17 protein-coding genes are annotated in these 16,279 nt (G+C 62.6%); 10 read left to right on the forward strand and 7 right to left on the reverse strand.

The window, feature by feature from the left end:
• From CP49_RS46720 to CP49_RS22765, 4 genes are all read left to right on the forward strand, one after another.
• Positions 1-185, forward strand: a 185-nt coding sequence (locus tag CP49_RS46720; protein ID WP_210183105.1) for a hypothetical protein, incomplete at its 5' end; no start/stop codon positions are given.
• A gap of 70 nt (positions 186-255) precedes the next feature.
• Positions 256-456, forward strand: coding sequence for a hypothetical protein (locus tag CP49_RS22755; protein ID WP_057852427.1), 201 nt, complete (start codon positions 256-258; stop codon positions 454-456).
• 323 nt (positions 457-779) lie between these two features.
• The gene (locus CP49_RS22760) at positions 780-1,910 is read left to right on the forward strand and encodes a glycosyltransferase (protein WP_057852498.1); all 1,131 of its coding nucleotides are present in this window, start codon (positions 780-782) and stop codon (positions 1,908-1,910) included.
• 133 nt (positions 1,911-2,043) lie between these two features.
• A complete protein-coding gene (locus CP49_RS22765; RefSeq protein ID WP_057852428.1) occupies positions 2,044-3,543 on the forward strand; it encodes a glycosyltransferase family 39 protein in 1,500 nt (499 codons plus the stop codon).
• Between the two features lie 13 nt (positions 3,544-3,556).
• Here the strand turns inward: CP49_RS22765 and CP49_RS22770 are convergent, their stop codons facing one another.
• Together CP49_RS22770 and CP49_RS22775 are read right to left on the reverse strand one after the other, a co-directional pair.
• Positions 3,557-5,452: a CHASE2 domain-containing protein gene (locus CP49_RS22770; RefSeq protein WP_057852429.1), complete on the reverse strand. Its 1,896-nt coding sequence runs from the start codon at positions 5,450-5,452 to the stop codon at positions 3,557-3,559.
• A gap of 11 nt (positions 5,453-5,463) precedes the next feature.
• Positions 5,464-5,985 (reverse strand): FecR domain-containing protein, encoded by a 522-nt coding sequence (locus CP49_RS22775; protein ID WP_057852430.1) that lies wholly within the window; start codon positions 5,983-5,985, stop codon positions 5,464-5,466.
• A 273-nt stretch (positions 5,986-6,258) separates the two neighbouring features.
• Between CP49_RS22775 and CP49_RS22780 the strand changes: the two genes are divergently transcribed.
• From CP49_RS22780 to CP49_RS22795, 4 genes are all read left to right on the forward strand, one after another.
• Positions 6,259-6,954 carry a DUF899 family protein gene (locus CP49_RS22780; RefSeq protein WP_057852431.1) on the forward strand — a complete coding sequence of 232 codons (696 nt, stop codon included), beginning with the start codon at positions 6,259-6,261 and terminating at the stop codon, positions 6,952-6,954.
• 148 nt (positions 6,955-7,102) lie between these two features.
• Positions 7,103-8,443: an RtcB family protein gene (locus CP49_RS22785; protein WP_057852432.1), complete on the forward strand. Its 1,341-nt coding sequence runs from the start codon at positions 7,103-7,105 to the stop codon at positions 8,441-8,443.
• A gap of 261 nt (positions 8,444-8,704) precedes the next feature.
• Positions 8,705-9,877, forward strand: coding sequence for a DUF2778 domain-containing protein (locus CP49_RS22790; RefSeq protein ID WP_082646174.1), 1,173 nt, complete (start codon positions 8,705-8,707; stop codon positions 9,875-9,877).
• Positions 9,878-10,060: 183 nt separating this feature from the next.
• Positions 10,061-11,545: an AMP nucleosidase gene (locus CP49_RS22795; protein WP_057852433.1), complete on the forward strand. Its 1,485-nt coding sequence runs from the start codon at positions 10,061-10,063 to the stop codon at positions 11,543-11,545.
• A 150-nt stretch (positions 11,546-11,695) separates the two neighbouring features.
• Here the strand turns inward: CP49_RS22795 and CP49_RS22800 are convergent, their stop codons facing one another.
• Positions 11,696-11,995: a GIY-YIG nuclease family protein gene (locus tag CP49_RS22800; protein WP_245310820.1), complete on the reverse strand. Its 300-nt coding sequence runs from the start codon at positions 11,993-11,995 to the stop codon at positions 11,696-11,698.
• A 181-nt stretch (positions 11,996-12,176) separates the two neighbouring features.
• Between CP49_RS22800 and CP49_RS22805 the strand changes: the two genes are divergently transcribed.
• Both CP49_RS22805 and CP49_RS22810 read left to right on the forward strand, forming a co-directional pair.
• Positions 12,177-12,509 carry a MarR family winged helix-turn-helix transcriptional regulator gene (locus CP49_RS22805; RefSeq protein ID WP_156438587.1) on the forward strand — a complete coding sequence of 111 codons (333 nt, stop codon included), beginning with the start codon at positions 12,177-12,179 and terminating at the stop codon, positions 12,507-12,509.
• 330 nt (positions 12,510-12,839) lie between these two features.
• Entirely contained in the window at positions 12,840-13,601 is a 762-nt protein-coding gene (locus CP49_RS22810) for a Crp/Fnr family transcriptional regulator (protein WP_057852435.1), read from the forward strand.
• A 108-nt stretch (positions 13,602-13,709) separates the two neighbouring features.
• Here the strand turns inward: CP49_RS22810 and CP49_RS22815 are convergent, their stop codons facing one another.
• The 4 genes from CP49_RS22815 to groEL form a co-directional block, all read right to left on the reverse strand.
• Positions 13,710-13,907 (reverse strand): hypothetical protein, encoded by a 198-nt coding sequence (locus CP49_RS22815; protein ID WP_057852436.1) that lies wholly within the window; start codon positions 13,905-13,907, stop codon positions 13,710-13,712.
• A 42-nt stretch (positions 13,908-13,949) separates the two neighbouring features.
• Positions 13,950-14,162, reverse strand: a complete 213-nt coding sequence (locus CP49_RS22820) for a hypothetical protein (protein WP_057852437.1) — start codon at positions 14,160-14,162, stop codon at positions 13,950-13,952.
• A gap of 197 nt (positions 14,163-14,359) precedes the next feature.
• Positions 14,360-14,821, reverse strand: coding sequence for a phasin family protein (locus CP49_RS22825; protein WP_245310821.1), 462 nt, complete (start codon positions 14,819-14,821; stop codon positions 14,360-14,362).
• A 396-nt stretch (positions 14,822-15,217) separates the two neighbouring features.
• A partial coding sequence (gene groEL, locus CP49_RS47665; RefSeq protein ID WP_245310822.1) for a chaperonin GroEL occupies positions 15,218-16,279 on the reverse strand: 1,062 nt, incomplete at its 5' end.

Genomic DNA, 16,279 nt, shown 5'->3' on the forward strand with positions numbered 1-16,279 from the left:
CGGATTTCCCGGTCGGCTTGCCCTGGTCTGTATTCGACATCTTCTTCCCCTATTCCCTGTCAAATCAAAGGTCGAGACTCCGCCATGTTTGCGATGGAATCGCGGTTCTTGCTTGTCAGTTGCGCGGCACTCGCGTGGTGAGATTTTGGAGGGTCGCGCCGGCGGCCCGACTTGTCGATGGCTGACGCCGGGACTATTCCTCGACAAGCTTTTTCCGTGATATCAGTTCCCGTCACGCGTAGGGGATAATTGAGTATGAATTCGCAGTCAGTCGCCGGTCTTTTGGGAGCCATCGTTGCGTCGATCGTGCTGGTGGTTGCGGTCGCCTACGGGCCGATCGGCCAATATGGAAAGCCCGCCAAGCCGGCGAGCATCCAGCAACCCGCGCCGGCAGGTCAGCCGGTTCCCGCGGCGCCAGCCCCGCGCGGGCCGGTGATTCGGGAAGTGCCGAATTAGGGGTCGGGATTGCCCCTTGCGGAATGCCCCGGGCATTCGTATCTAGTATTCAACGGCGACGTTGACGCTTCATAGCTCCGGCGCTGGGACGACCATGAATAGTTTGGCTGCGCCGGATGTACGCGCGCCCTCTGTTCGTGGTCGTTGGCATTTTCAGAGCATCTTCAAGCGGAGCAGGCCGGACCCGATCCGGCGGCGGCTACCAAATTCGCCCTCGCCGGACAGACGCTGGGTCGATTTGGCCCCCGTTTTCACCGTCCGGTCACCTCGTTCCCTTAGCTCGCCTTGGCATGTCAGCCGGCTGCGGATATACGCTGGCGATCATGAATCACGTCATCAAGCCGAGCCCCGAAACCCCGTCGCAGGCCGGTTTGCCCGAGCTTTCGGTCGTTGTCCCGACTTTCAACGAGCGCGACAATGTCACGGTCTTGTACCGGCGGCTGGAGGCCACGCTGGCCGGCATTGCCTGGGAAGTGGTCTTTGTCGATGACAATTCCCCTGACGGGACCTGGGAAGTGGTACGGGGGCTGGCGCGGAAGGATTCTCGCGTCCGCTGTATCCGCCGGATCGGACGGCGCGGACTGTCGGGTGCATGCATCGAGGGAATCCTGGCATCGAGCGCACCCTATGCGGCGGTCATCGACGCCGATCTGCAGCACGACGAAACGCAACTGCCGAAGATGGTCGGCCTGCTGCAGGGCGGCGAGGCGGAACTCGTGGTCGGCAGCCGCTATATCGAGGGCGGTAGCGCCGACAGCTTCAACAAGCAGCGGGCAGGGGTCAGCGCGCTTGCGACCGAGGTTTCCCGGCGCGTGCTGAACGTCGAGATTGCTGATCCCATGAGCGGCTTTTTCATGGTTCGCCGCGACTGCTTCGAGCAACTGGCACCCCAGCTCTCGACCCAGGGCTTCAAGATCCTGCTCGATATCGTTGCGACCGCGCAGGGCAAGCTGCGCACGATCGAAATTCCCTACACTTTCGGCTCGCGACAGCACGGCGAGAGTAAGCTCGATTCCATGGTGGCGCTGGATTTCCTCGGCCTGTTGCTGGCGAAGCTGACCCATGACGTGGTGTCGCTGCGTTTCCTGCTGTTCGCAATGGTCGGGGGTACCGGCCTTGTCGTGCATCTCACGGCGCTGTTCATCGCGCATGAGATCTTTCAGGCGCCGTTTGCGGAGGCGCAGGCCATCGGCGCGCTGGTTGCGATGACCAGCAATTTCATCCTGAACAATTTTCTCACCTATCGCGACCAGCGGCTGAAGGGATTTGCGATCCTGCGCGGCCTGTTGCTGTTCTATCTCGTCTGCGGCGTCGGGCTGCTCGCCAATGTCGGCGTCGCGTTCGCGATCTTTGACCAGGAGCCGATCTGGTGGCTCGCGGGCGCCGCAGGCGCGCTGATGGGCGTGGTCTGGAACTACGCGATGTCCGGACTGTTCGTCTGGCGCAAGCAATGACCCATAGCGTTTTCGAGCGAAGCATGTCCTCGGACTTGATCCGTGGGTGGATGCCGGTTCGCGTGAAGAAAACGTGTCAAGACGATAAAGTGGAGCCTGGTTCTGATTTAATCAGAACCAAAAAGGCTCCAAAATGAATCCGAACGAGGCGCGGGTTGCCCTCAACACGGGTCTCGCGATCGTGGCGCTGGTCGCGCTGCGCCTGATTGCCGCAGCGTTCACGCCGATCACCTTCGACGAAGCCTATTACTGGATGTGGTCGAAGCATCTCGCCGGCGGTTATTACGATCATCCGCCGATGGTCGCGGTGGTGATCCGGCTCGGGACCCTGATCGCTGGCGATACCGAATTCGGCGTGCGGCTGGTCTCGATCCTGCTGGCGCTGCCGATGAGCTGGACGATCTATCAGGCCGCCGCCATCCTGTTCGGCAGCCGGCGCGTGGCCGCCTCGTCGGCGATTCTTCTGAACATCACGCTGATGGCCGCGGTCGGCACCATGATCGTCACGCCGGACGCGCCGCTTCTGGTGGCTTCCAGTCTCCTGCTGTTCGCGCTCGCCAAGGTGCTGCAGACCGGCCACGGCGTATGGTGGCTGGCGGTCGGCGCCGCTGCCGGTTGCGCGCTGCTATCGAAATACACCGCGCTGTTTTTTGGGCCGGCGATCCTGATCTGGCTGATCGCCGTTCCCAAGCTGCGGCATTGGCTGATCTCGCCCTGGCTTTATCTCGGCGGGCTCGTCGCGCTCTTGATGTTTGCGCCGGTCATTCTCTGGAACGCCGGGCACCATTGGGTCTCCTTCATCAAGCAGATGGGGCGGGCGCGGATCGAGGATTTCCGCCCGGTCTTCATCGCCGAGCTGCTTCCGACGCAGATCGCATTTGCGACGCCCTTGGTGTGGGTCCTCGGCGCGATGGGGCTTTACGCGCTGTTCCGCCGCCGCGCCGGTGCGCCGCCGGCGCGCGCACTCGTCAACACGATGTTCTGGGTCATCGTTGCCTATTTCGTCTGGCATTCGCTGCATGCCCGCGTCGAGGCCAACTGGTTTGCGCCGGTCTATCCTGCATTCGCCGTTGCCGCGGCGGTTGCCGCGCATCTGGTCCAATGGGAGCCGCGCTGGCAGCGCCTGGTCGATTTCTGCCGGCGCTGGGCGGCGCCATGTGGCGTCCTGATGTTCGTCCTGCTGGTCGTGCAGGCCGACACCGGCGTGCTGTCGGGCTATCGCCGCGATGCCACCGTGCGCAGCGTCGGCGTCGGCTGGCGCGAGACGGCCGACGCGATTGAAGCTGTGAGGGCGCGAACGGGAGCCACCTGCGTGCTGGCCTCTGACTACGGCACCACCGGCTGGCTTGCCTTCTATCTGCCGAAGGGCACGTGCGTCTCGCAGCAGAGCCAGCGCTTCCGCTGGGTCAATATGCCCGAGCCCGATGCGATGAAACTCGCCGGTCCGTTGCTCGATGTCCGCGAGGTCTTCCGAGGCGATGCTCCGTTGAAGGACAAGTTCGACCGCGTCGAGAAGATCGGCGAGGTCGAGCGCAAGCGTGGGCCCTTCGTGATCGAGACCTATGCGCTTCATCTGATGCAGGGCCCGAAGGGCGACGTGTTTGACCGCACGCCGCCGCCGGAATTGCAGTAGGTCGCGAAGCCGGTCACTCCGCGGCGTCGGGATGTGTGCGTTGATCGATCGTGGGACGTTCGCCGTGCCACAGCCAGACCGTGAGGGTGCCTGACCTGCCGCGAATCTGCGCCTCGACGGGGCCGGCAAGGCTTCCGGTTTTCAGCCGGGCGCCGGTGCCTTCGGCCGCGATGCGCAGCGTATCGCTCAGCGCCAGCCTGACATCGTGGTGGGCCGCTACTTCCATCAGACGGCTCGCCACATTCACGGTGTCGCCGGTTGCGGTGATGTGCTGATGGTTGCGGCCGCCGAGGCGCGAGGCGACGATCGGTCCAAAATGCGCACCGATCTTGAAGCCGATCCGCACCGCGATCTGCGGCGGCAATGCTGCGATCCAGCGTTCGGTCTTGACGCAGAGGGCGATCGAACATTGCCCCGCGCGCGCGGCATCATCCGGCGCCGCCTTCGGCAGGCCGAACAGGATCATGGCGCCATCACCCAGGAAGCTCGTGATCACGCCGCCGCACCGCGTCACTTCCTTGTCGACCAACGCGTGAAACTCCTTCAGCAGTCCCCGCGTGGCGTCCGGATCGAGCGTTTCGCTGAGTGAGGTAAATCCGGACAGGTCGACGAACACGACGGCGGCATTCTGCCTGACCGGCGCCACCAGGAAGTCGGGATCGCGCGTCAGCCATTCCTGCAGGCCCGGCGTCTGGAATTGTTCGAGCAGCTTGTTCTGTGCGGCGAGATGCTGCGCGCTGCTCCGGCCCGACCATAGCTGCAACGTACCGAACAGGACGACCGGCGGCACCGCTGCGGCCATTGTCGTCGCGGCGTCGAGCCATATGCCGTACGCGAGAGCTACCGTGTTCGCAGCCGCCCACGCGAGCATCACTGCGCTGACGGCGAGGAGCCCAATCGCGTTTCGCCGCCACGCCAGCAAACCGACCAGCAGCATCGGGAGCAGGATCGTCGTGATGGCCTCGACGACGCGAACCGGCCGGTCGCGCACGATGCCGTCGCCTGCGACCAGATGCGTAATCGCGGTGGAAATGATTTCCACCCCCGGCATCAGTGAATCGAACGGCGTCGGAAAGAAGTCGCCGGCGCCGGTTGCGGTCGCGCCGAGCACGACGATCCGGCCCTGAATGGCTTCCTTGGCGACGTTGCCGTCGATCAGGTTTGCGGCGCTGACGGTGCGAATGGTGCGGCGCGGGCCGTAATAGGAAATCGGCAGCGCATAATCGGAAGCAGTCGCGATCGGCCGGTCGCCGAACAGCAGGCGGTCGGGTTCGATCGTCAGCTTCTGGCCGATCGCAATGGATGCGACGCGAAGCGGAAACGACAACTCGATCTTGTCGTTTGTCCGGAACAGCATCGGGACCGACAGCGGCGTGCCGGTCTGGCCTGTTGCCACATTGGCAATGCCGACTTCCGCGCGGTCGGCAAATGCCGGCAGCGGCAGCAGGAAGCGGTCGGCCTTCGGCAGGCGGGCCAGCGGCCCGTCGTCTTCTGCGGAAGGCTGCAGGATGTTGGAAAACACCGCAGCCGCCGCAAGCACGGCCGGACTTGCCGCGAGCGATTTTGCGAGCGCGGCATCGCCATCGGCGGATCCCTTGTCGACCAGCAGAAGATCGATCGCGATGACCTTCGGCTCCAGCCGCGCGATCGCCTCGACGATTTTGGCTATCTCCGTGCGCGGCAGGGGATAGGAGCCGCTGAGCTTAACCATGGTGTCGTCGATCGCAACGATCGTGACGAGGTCCGGCGGCACCTTTACGCCGCGCGCCAGTGTTCGCACGTCGGTCAGTGCCGACTCGAGCCGGTCGAGAAACCGCAAATGGCCGCTCGAATGGCCGAGCCAAATCCCGACTGCCCACAATGCCGTGCAAAGCAACGCAACCAGAATATGAAGACGTCGATGGCTCATTTGCCCGGCTTCTATTGTCCCAATCTTGCCATCAGGGCGGTAACGCGCGCAGGCGGCCAGCGCTTGACGATCAGGTCGCCTGATGTCTCGACGTCGACGCCGTCGCCGGGGCCAAGCACGACGCTGCCGCGGCCGGCGGATCGCGCGACGCTCACGCGGCCGTCGACGACGAAGACGGAGGTCTTTCCGCCCTCGGCATCAACAGCCCATTTGGTGCCGCGTACCGCGGCAATCGCCTGCGGCGTCAGCACGTTGAACCTGACACGGCCCGGCTTCTTCGGCACCTCGAGCAGCAGGGCCTTGTTGCTGAGTTCGACGGAATCGACGTGGCCGTCGCGGTTGCGATCCCCGAGCTCGAACTTCGCGCCGCTTTCGGCCACGATCGTGATCGCCTTCTCGCAATGCAGGGTTTGCGTTCCCTGGGCCGTCTGAGCGGACGTGCAGCCCAGTTTGGCTGGCTGGGCCGACGCATGTCCAGCCAGAAGGCCGAGGCTTGCGACAGCGATACTTCCGGCGCGCGCCAGTATTATCATGGCAGCTTCCCCTTCGGGGTATGGGCGAAACAGGCGTGGATGATACGGTACCGTATCGCGGGGCCGACCTCCAGTGCAGAGCCATCGGCAGGCGATAGTATGTCTGCCTCCGGCGGTTAAGGTTCGGCGATAGCTCCCATGCAGAAAATCTGCGCAAACCGGCTCGAAAATGGGCGGAAACGGCGGTCGTAGGCCGAATTTTTTGCCCGCGGCTGTCGGACCCGTGACGCGCCGAGCGTCTTGTAACCGAGCAACCAACACCGAGGTCCTCCAATGTCCGGTTCCGCACTGAAACCCGCCACTGAGCTCGCTCGTGGAAACAGCGTGCGCACTCCCAATGAGAGCGCCGAGTATCGCCGCGCCCGCGAGCAATTGCTGGCGGAGGAAATCGAACTGCGCCGTCACATCGAGCGCGTTGCCGAATTGCGCCGGGCGCTGCCGCCGGGCGGCGTGGTGACGAAGAACTATGAATTCGAAGGCGAGGGCGGCAAGGCAACTCTGTCGGACCTGTTCGGCAACAAGCAGACGCTCGTGATCTACAGCTATATGTTCGGCCCCGCACGCGAGCAGCCGTGCCCGATGTGCACGTCCTTCATGGGCACCTGGGAAGGAAAGCTGCCCGATGTCGAACAGCGCGTCGCGTTCGTGTTCGTAGCGCGCTCGCCGATCGCGCGGCTGATCGCGGCAAAGAAGGCGCGCGGCTGGACGCAGCACCGGATCTACTCGGATGCGTCGGGCGATTACACGCGCGATTATGTCAGCGCCACGGATGCCGACGCACCCGGCTACAATGTGTTCACGCGCCGCGACGGCAGCATCCGTCATTTCTGGGCCGGCGAAATGGGCCCGTCGACCGCCGATCCCGGGCAGGATCCGCGCGGCGCGCCCGACTTCGATCCGCTCTGGACCATTCTCGACACTACGCCGGAAGGGCGCGGCAAGGATTGGTATCCGCGGCTGAGCTATTAGCGCCCGCGGCGAGCAAAGCCATTCGTGGCAAGCTCGACGTCGTGATACCTCGCTGCGAACCCGAACGGACCTTTGTTGCGACCGACATGGGATCCTCCGAAGCCTCGAACGGTTTTCGGTATGATGCGTTTGCAGTGAAGGAGAACTGATGCGATCCGATCCCTACCAGGAGCGCGCCAGGGCTTTGGCCGCCGAAGCTGGGCTCGATCCCGACGCCAAGATCGACCGGCCCGGCCAGCGGCCGATGCCGACCTGGTGCCTGTTTCGCGATGCCGCGCGCAAGGAAAACCTCGCGCGGAACGCGGAGGCAGTTGCCACTGACATCGCCAGCAAGCCGCAGGCCGCGCAATACCGGAACAGCCCGCTGAAAATCTTCGGCAAGCACGACGACGCAACGATCGCGCAGATGCGCAACTGCATGTCGGTCGGCAACGTAGTGGCCGGCGTCGTCTGCGCCGACGGCCATCTCGGCTATGCCCAGCCGGTCGGAGGCGTGATTGCCTATGAGAAGCAGATCAGCATCTCCGGCGTCGGCTTCGACATCGGTTGCGGCAACATGGCCGTGCGCCTCGATACGCCGTTCAGCCAGATCGAAAGCAATATCGGCACGATCATCAAGGATGTGCGCAACGTGATTTCGTTCGGCGTCGGTCGCACCAACGACGAGCGCGTCGAGCATGAGCTGTTCGACGACGCGGACGCCTGGCGCGAGTCCGACATGGGCGCCTACCGGCAGAAGGCGGTCTCGCAACTCGGCACCGTCGGATCGGGCAACCACTATGTCGACCTGTTGCGCGACGAGGAGGGCCTTGTCTGGATCGGCGTGCACTTCGGCAGCCGCGGCCTCGGCCATACCAGCGCGACCCGCTACCTCAAGGCTGCGGGCGGCAAGGACGGCATGAACGTGCCGCCCGCCGTGATCGACGAGGACAGCGAGATCGGGCGGCGCTACATCGCGGTGATGCAGCTCGCCGGACGCTACTCCTATGCCGGCCGCGAATGGGTGATCGAGCGCGTGCGCAGGATCATCGGCGGCGAAGTCACCGACATGGTGCATAACCACCACAATTATGCGTGGCGGGAGAACCATGGCGGCAGGGATTTGTGGGTGGTTCGCAAGGGTGCAACCCCGGCATTTCCCGGCCAGCGCGGCTTCGTCGGCGGATCGATGGGCGACGACGCGGTGATCGTTGAAGGCGTCGAGAGCGAGGAGGCGAAGGCTTCGCTCTACTCGACGGTGCACGGCGCGGGCCGGTTGTTTGGCCGCAGGGAGGCCAAGCGCAGGTTCACGCGGACCGAGATGGACGCCTGGCTGCAATCGCGTGGCGTCACGCTGGTCGGCGCCGACCTTGACGAAAGTCCGATGGCCTACCGCCGTCTGCCGGAGGTGCTTGCCGAACACGCCGGCTCGATCAGTGTGCAGCACACGCTGCATCCGTTCGCGGTGGCGATGGCTGGCGAGAATGAGTTCGACCCGTTCAAGGATTGAGGCCGAACTTGGCCCGATATGGGACATCCGGCGCGGACCATGCCGGCTGTCTCTGATTGGGACGAATCTTCGCGTCGTTACGGGGTAATTTCCCCAATAGTTCCATGGATTTGAGCCCGCCTTATATCCGCCCGCGTTTAAGCCGGATTTAACTAAAAGTCGCCTTAATGACGCTCTGTGCCTCTGCGAGATGCTGCAGGGAACGTCTCCGGACGCGGCATCAATGGGGGACTTGGTGGAATTGTTCTGGGCGTTGTGTGAATGAGTAAGCGTACGCGTGCGTTCGGCCCTGCGGCTCGCAACCGCAGGAAATCCTCTCGCAAGAGCATCCCCCAATATTTCCTCGGCGGTGTCGCGCTCGCAGGTCTCGTGCTGGGCTGCGCCTGGACCGTTTACACCAACGTGTTCGGCGCCGGCATCTATCCATCCGTGCACAGCGCCGCCTTCGAGGCACCCGTCGCCAGGGACGCGACCACCGTCGCTGCCCGTCCGGTGCAGCCGGCGTTCAACGAAATATTCGCATCGCTGGAGCAGCGGCCGCTGGTGATGCCCGCGCCGGAGAATGTCGCGACCTCGCTGATGTTCAACGAACGATTTGCCGCAGCGGCGGCGCAAGGCGCGCGATCCAGAGCTGTCGAGCCCCAACCGACCGAACCCACGAAGCTGGCGGAAGCTTCGCCACCGGCCGAAGCACCGAAGGCCGTCCAGGCGGCGAAGCCTGTTGAGACATCGAAGCCGAAAGTTGGCACGCCTGCTACCAAGCTCGCCTTGAACGTTCCGGCCACGGCGCCGAAGGAGACCGAAGCCAAGACTGCGGAGGACAAGGCCGCAAAGCCATCCGGTACTTCCGTTCGCGACATGGCGCAGCGTGCCAAGGCCGCCGTGATGTCGATTGCTTCCAACGAGAAGCAGACCATGGTCGAAAAGCTGTGGGGCAAGCAGCCGGCGGCTGGAGGATTCCTGGCCTATGCATCCGCCGACGCCAGCGTCACCGGCAGCATCATCGACACACGAAGCCAGAACCCGATGATGGGCGGCGCGCCGCCCTATGACCGCCAGACCGCGGTCTATGATATTTCCGCGAAGACGGTGTATCTGCCCGACGGCACCAGGCTGGAGGCGCATTCGGGCCTCGGCTCGAAGATGGACGACGTGCGCTATTCGCATGTGCGGATGCAGGGCGTGACGCCGCCGCATATCTACGAGCTGAAGCCGCGCGAGGCGCTGTTTCACGGCGTGCCGGCGCTGCGGCTGACGCCGATCGGCGGCGAGGACAAGATCTACGGCCGCGACGGCCTGCTCGCGCACAGCTACATGCTCGGGCCGAGTGGCCAATCCAACGGCTGCGTGTCCTTCAAGGACTACTACGTCTTCCTCGACGCCTATCGCAACAAGGGCATCCGCCGCCTCGCGGTGCTGGCGAAGGTTCAGTAGCGCGTCGCGCGACAATTGGCATTTGTAGTCATGGGTCCCGGGTCAAGCCCGGGACGATGAGGTACTTCGGAGCACAATCCCAGACGTGTCTGGAACGAGCCACGATTGTGGTTATATTTGCTGATCCGAGTTGAGTCTCCGCTCGACAACCACAGTCTGGTGCGAAGCGACATGTGTTCCGCAATGCTCGTCGAAACTCCACCGCCCTATACGACCGAAGCATTCGTCGATGCCGGTGCGGCCGTTGCCCGTCTCGAAGAGATCTACGAGCGCAATACCCAGTTCCTTCGCGATCGCTTTGAAGCCTATGTCAATGGCGGGGCGTTCACGACGCGCGTGCGAGCCTGTTATCCGTTTGTGCGGATGACGACCTCGACCCATGCGCGGCTCGATTCGCGTCTCGCTTACGGCTTTGTCGCGGGGCCGGGCGTGCATGAGACCAGCGTGACGCGCCCGGATATTTTCCGCATCTATCTCACCGAGCAAATCGAGCTGTTGGTCAAGAACCACGGCGTGCCGGTTGAAATCGGCGAGTCGAACGAGCCTATTCCGATTCATTTCGCCTATCGGCGGGACATCAACATCGAGGCGGCGCTGACAATTGCCGACAGTTCGGCCTTTACGCGAACGCTGCGCGACGTATTCGACACGCCCGATCTTGCCGCCATGGACGATGCAATCGCCGACGGCACATTCGAGCTGCCCCCCGGAGCACCCGAACCCCTGTCCCTGTTCCGTGCGGCGCGGGTCGATTATTCGCTGCGCCGGCTCTATCACTACACTGGCACCGATCCTGAGCATTTCCAGAATTTCGTGATCTTCACGAACTATCAGTTCTATGTCGATGCCTTCGTGCAACTGTGCCAGCACCGCCTCGCATCGGGCGAGATAGGCCCCGATGCCTTTGTTGCGCCCGGGAATGCGATCACGCGCAATGCGCGGCTTGGCGGCGGCACGACCGGGACTACCCCCGAGCGCGCGCCACAGATGCCTGCTTTTCATCTCGTCGAGCCCGGCTATCGCGGCATTACCCTGATCAACATCGGTACCGGTCCGTCCAATGCGCGAAACGTCACCGACCACGTCGCGGTGCTGCGGCCGCACGCCTGGCTGATGGTAGGGCATTGCGCGGGCCTCAGGAATACGCAGCGGCTCGGCGACTACGTGCTCGCGCATGGTTACGTACGCGAGGATCACGTGCTCGACAATGAGCTGCCGCTCTGGGTCCCGATCCCGGCGCTTGCCGAGATGCAGGTCGCGCTCGAGGAAGCTGTCGGTGAGGTTACCGGGCTGACCGGCTTTGAGCTCAAACGGGTGATGCGCACCGGAACGGTCGCAAGCGTCGATAATCGCAATTGGGAAATCAGTGGCCCCTCGGTCATTCGACGGCTGTCGCAATCCCGCGCTATCGCGCTCGACATGGAGTCCGCGGCGATTGCCGCCAACGGCTATCGCTTTCGCGTCCCCTACGGCACGTTGCTGTGCGTCTCCGACAAGCCGTTGCATGGCGAAATCAAACTCGCCGGCATGGCCAGCGAATTCTACCGGCGACGTGTCGGTCAACATCTGGAGATCAGCCTGAAGGCGCTCGAACGGGTCAAGCACCAGGAATCCGAGCGCCTGCATTCGCGCAAGCTCAGAAGCTTTGCCGAAGTCGCATTTCAGTAGGCGATTCTATGATGTGCAATTGCACATCATAGCTCGCGCCAAGGCGCGCCCCGGAATGACTGGCGGTGGTATTGCCGGCGTGAATTAATCCTCGCTCGTCATTCCGGGGCGGCGCGAAGCGGCGAGCCCGGAATCCATTTATCCAGAATCTCAGACCGATATTTGCGGATATAGATCGATCCACTGTGGATTGCGCTCTTCAATCAATCGGATCTTCCAGTCCCGCCGCCATTTCTTCAGTTCTTTTTCACGCGTAATCGCCGTTACGGGATCATCGTAGATTTCGAACCAGACCGGTTTGTCGACGGCGTATCGCTTTGTGAATCCAGGGACGGCTTTGCTCTTGTGTTCATATACACGGCGAACGATGTCGTTCGTCACGCCGAGATAGAGCGTTCCGTATTTGTCGCTGGCGAGGAGATAGAGAGCAGCGAAGCGCGGGACCAGCAAGGCGGAAGCGTTGAACGTCGGGTGGCAGCCCGGAGAACGGGTGCTTCACGGATTGCTGCTCGAGGCCATCCTGAAGGACAATCCGATACCCGTTGCGTATCGCATGAACTGTAATCGCCAATTTCTACGTCGGCCCGCTGGTGGCGATGATGGAGCGGTCGTTCAGGCTGACGCGGTCCGAATGGATCGTCCTGTTCTGCTGACGCAGCAGCCGCGCCTGAACGCTCAGCAGATCAGCATCGTGACCGGCCGACCCAAGACCAGCATTGCGAGTGCGGTAAAGCTGCTTCAGAAAAAAGGGGTGATCACCCGAAAGACCGACGTCGTCGACAGCCGGCGGCGGGTTTTGCACTTGAGCGAATCCGGACAAGCCACCTATGCCGCGATCATAAAGAGCTTTGTCGAACGCGAAAAGCAGATGCTGGAAACGCTCGATCCGGCGGAGCGGCGCGAACTCGTCCGGCTGTTCGGCAAGATCATCGCTGCCGCCGACGCATGGGCCAAGCCGTATTGACCGGTGCGGTTCGCAGGCACGCGGGGTGAGGTAGAGCACTTGCCATGCGCCGGAATTGGAACCTTACTATCCGTACTGCTACCGTATTACCCATGCGTATTTTACGGTTGCGTCCGGCGGCCCATTTGCATCTAACTGCTTAAGGCTCCTGCGAGCAGAAGCCGCCTTGCGACCGAGCGGCGGGGATTTATTTGTTAGAGCGAGCTGTTTGACGAGTACGAGTAAAGAGCAGATTCAGTTTATGTTAAAACCATCGTTTCGCGACACTCGAAATGGAGCACGCCACAGACGCGTCACTGCAGGTTCTCCGCAGTGAAGCCTCGCGGCGGAATGGGCAATCGCCTTCTTGCAGCATTGCCTGCATCGGATTTCGATGTGCTGGAACCCGAACTTGAGATGATCGCGCTCGATCAGGATGCGGTCCTTTCGCAGGCGGGTGACGACATTGAGTACGTCGTCTTTCCCCACAGCGGCGCGATTACCTTGATGATCGACATGGCGGACGGGCACACGGTTGCCACCGCGGCAATCGGGCGTGAGGGAGCCGTTGGCATGCTTTCGGTGCTCGGGCCATCACCTTCGGCCACGACAGCCGTCGTTCGCGCGGCCGGCACCGCCTCCCGGATCCCTGCATCGCGATTTCTTGGCGTCTTTAACCGCAGTCCCGCGATCCGACGCATGGTTCAGAATCACGTCAAGGCGATGTTGATGCAGTTCCAGCTCGGCTTGGCCTGCAACGCGCTGCACCCGGTCGAAGCCCGCATGGCTCGTTGGCTGCTTCAGTTGCGCGACCGCGTCGACCATGATGTGCTCCCGCTCACCCAGCACGCGCTGTCGCAAATGCTCGGTGTGCGGCGTACGACCGTGACGCTCCTGATGCGTAATCTGCGCGCGCGCGGAGCGATCAGATCCGATCGACGAGGCGTGATCGAGATCGACCGGGCGCGGCTCGCGGCGGCAGCGTGCGAATGCCATCAGGCCATGCGTCTTGAAGTCGAGGAGATTTTCTCAACGACTTCGGACCAATCCCGGGCGAGGGGTTTGCTCGAAGTCGGGCGCATCCCCGGAATCAAATCGGGCAACGTCAGGTGAGCGCGTTTCGCGCGACCGCTTGACTTTCCACGTCTGACTTTCCACGCACGCGACGTGCCGCTGCGGCGTTCCGGAAAAAGCCCTTCAACGAGCGGATATTCCGCTCGATCAGGTTCCCTGCCGCCAATCACGTTCGAGGGTTTGCTCGGATGACGCCTCGAGTTTCGCAAGCTGGCGCAGCACCTTCGCCGTCTCGCGCAACTCGTTGCGCTCAGGGCCCGGCTTCTGCCGTCGTGCTTCGGCGAGAAAGTCCCTGGCCTGCAGCAGCCAGGTTGAAGTTTCAGATGGGATTTGCATGCGCGCCATGGTGTCCCTCCATCGCGATCGTCACTTGATCTGTGTCGACGATTAGGCCGGAGAGCCCGCGCTGCGATGGCGTACCCGGATGCTCGGCTCGTCGACCCAGGCTTCGCGCGCAAACCACGCGTGATCGGTGTGGCAGATCACGCAACGCGTGCGCGAGAAAAACACCGCGCGGCGCCCGAAGCTTTCGCGATCAGTCTTGATGCCCGTGGGAATCGCGTGTCCGGTTTGCGGACATTTGATCATCACCATACCCATGTCGCCCTCCTTGCGATCGTCTTTGTCGTTTCCTGCAAATAGGTACCGGCCGGTTGGACTGCGCCTGTTGTCGGTGCGGGTTACTTGGGGGGCATCGCGCACCTTGTTTGGTCGAGCAAGGCCAGTGGGGGCTGCATGCTCGCCGGGCTTGTTCCAACCGGCCGGATCCCTCCTTGGACGTAAACTGAGTGGATTTTTTAGCCTGCTTGGTGGAGAACCCTGGTGAAGTGCTTCCTGATCGGTTCACCCGTTTCGGTCGCAACCTTCTGGGCAAGCGTCCACAATTCCCTGTTCTGGTCGGAAGCAGTATCAAACGCCTTGCGCGTTTGCGCCGCCGACAAGGTAAAGACATCGGTCGCTGACTTGCTGCCGCAGAGATGGATCAAGAAGTCGAGCGCAGAGGCGGTATTGGCGTTTGAGATTTCAAACACCTTCAGCCCGTAGTCGGTCGCGCTTCTGGCGTTACCCGAATAGGTCTCACGCAGCGCTTCCGTCATCTCCTCCGACGCGGCCCTGATCTTCTCAAAGCCTTCCCGCGCACGGGCGAGGACCTGCTCGTTGCCGCCGATGCCAGGCAAGGCGATCTTCGAGAAGTCCAAGAGCGGCATCCCGAAAACATTGGTTCCGTTCAGTGTCACTTTCATTTCGCTTTCACTCACGCAACATTACTCCTCTCAAGCGAAAGCATTCTCCGCAACGCTCGCAGGCGTCACGAGAGCTCGCGCTCCGTGTTCGACCAGATTTTGGATGAGCTTTGATTTAGCCCCGACCCGATACGACTTTGGCCTAAGAGAAGCGGAGCGTCGGTTCGAATTGCGACTCTCGCGAAAATTTTTTTCGAGATTGTCAACGCATACGATCGTATATTTGCGGTGCGTTGTGCATAACAGGGATAGCTCAGGGAGCAGGAAGCCTTTTCTTCAGCGTCGCGTTGCAGGGGAGGCGTCAGCGTTTGCTGTGTTGTGACGGGCATTTACATCGCCCGCCCAAACAAAAACCCCGGCATCGCTGCCGGGGTTTTGCATTCCTTGGATAGTCGCCTGAGTGGCTGGACCTTAGAAGTCCATGCCGCCCATGCCGCCGCCCGGAGGCATGCCGCCAGCGCCGGCGCCCTGGTTCTTCTTCGGCAGTTCGGCGATCATGGCTTCGGTGGTGATCAAGAGAGCCGCAACCGACGCTGCGTTCTGGATCGCCGCACGAACCACCTTGGTCGGGTCGATGATGCCCTTGGAGACCAAATTGCCGTATTCGCCGGTCTGCGAGTCGAAGCCGTAATTATACTGCTCCTTCTCGAGGATCTTGCCGACGATGACGGAACCGTCTTCACCGGCGTTGATCGCGATCTGGCGGGCGGGCGCGGAGAGCGCCTTGCGCACGATCTCGACCCCGGTCTTCTGGTCGTCGTTCTGGGTCCTGATGCGCTTGAGCTGCTCGGAGGCGCGCAGCAGGGCGACGCCGCCGCCCGGCACGATGCCTTCTTCAACCGCCGCACGGGTCGCATGCATCGCGTCATCCACGCGATCCTTGCGCTCCCTCACCTCGACTTCGGTCGCGCCGCCGACGCGGATCACCGCGACGCCGCCCGCGAGCTTGGCCAGACGCTCCTGCAGCTTCTCACGATCGTAGTCCGAGGTGGTTTCCTCGATCTGCGCCTTGATCTGGGCAACGCGCGCCTCGATGTCGGCCCTCTTGCCGGCGCCGCTGACGATGGTGGTGTTTTCCTTGTCGATCATCACCTTCTTGGCGCGACCGAGCATCTGCAGGGTCACGTTCTCGAGCTTGATGCCGAGATCTTCCGAGATCGCCTGACCACCGGTCAGAACCGCGATGTCCTGCAGCATGGCCTTGCGGCGATCGCCGAAGCCCGGAGCCTTGACGGCCGCGACCTTCAGACCGCCGCGCAGGCGGTTGACGACGAGGGTGGCGAGGGCTTCGCCTTCGACGTCTTCGGCGACGATGACCAGCGGCTTGCCGGTCTGCACCACGGCTTCGAGCAGCGGCAGCAGCTCGTTCAGGGAGGACAGCTTCTTCTCGTTGATCAGGATGTAGGCATCGTCCATCTCAACGCGCATCTTGTCGGCGTTGGTGACGAAGTAGGGCGAGATGTAGCCGCGGTC

This window comes from Bradyrhizobium valentinum (assembly GCF_001440405.1).
In the GTDB taxonomy this organism is placed as follows: domain Bacteria; phylum Pseudomonadota; class Alphaproteobacteria; order Rhizobiales; family Xanthobacteraceae; genus Bradyrhizobium; species Bradyrhizobium valentinum.

Coding starts and splice junctions, on each gene's coding strand:
- CP49_RS22755 (WP_057852427.1), top strand. CDS start 256: ATGAATTCGCAGTCAGTCGCCGGTCTTTTGGGAGCCATCGTTGCGTCG.
- CP49_RS22760 (WP_057852498.1), top strand. CDS start 780: ATGAATCACGTCATCAAGCCGAGCCCCGAAACCCCGTCGCAGGCCGGT.
- CP49_RS22765 (WP_057852428.1), top strand. CDS start 2,044: ATGAATCCGAACGAGGCGCGGGTTGCCCTCAACACGGGTCTCGCGATC.
- CP49_RS22770 (WP_057852429.1), bottom strand. CDS start 5,452: ATGAGCCATCGACGTCTTCATATTCTGGTTGCGTTGCTTTGCACGGCA.
- CP49_RS22775 (WP_057852430.1), bottom strand. CDS start 5,985: ATGATAATACTGGCGCGCGCCGGAAGTATCGCTGTCGCAAGCCTCGGC.
- CP49_RS22780 (WP_057852431.1), top strand. CDS start 6,259: ATGTCCGGTTCCGCACTGAAACCCGCCACTGAGCTCGCTCGTGGAAAC.
- CP49_RS22785 (WP_057852432.1), top strand. CDS start 7,103: ATGCGATCCGATCCCTACCAGGAGCGCGCCAGGGCTTTGGCCGCCGAA.
- CP49_RS22790 (WP_082646174.1), top strand. CDS start 8,705: ATGAGTAAGCGTACGCGTGCGTTCGGCCCTGCGGCTCGCAACCGCAGG.
- CP49_RS22795 (WP_057852433.1), top strand. CDS start 10,061: ATGCTCGTCGAAACTCCACCGCCCTATACGACCGAAGCATTCGTCGAT.
- CP49_RS22805 (WP_156438587.1), top strand. CDS start 12,177: ATGGATCGTCCTGTTCTGCTGACGCAGCAGCCGCGCCTGAACGCTCAG.
- CP49_RS22810 (WP_057852435.1), top strand. CDS start 12,840: ATGGGCAATCGCCTTCTTGCAGCATTGCCTGCATCGGATTTCGATGTG.
- CP49_RS22815 (WP_057852436.1), bottom strand. CDS start 13,907: ATGGCGCGCATGCAAATCCCATCTGAAACTTCAACCTGGCTGCTGCAG.
- CP49_RS22820 (WP_057852437.1), bottom strand. CDS start 14,162: ATGGGTATGGTGATGATCAAATGTCCGCAAACCGGACACGCGATTCCC.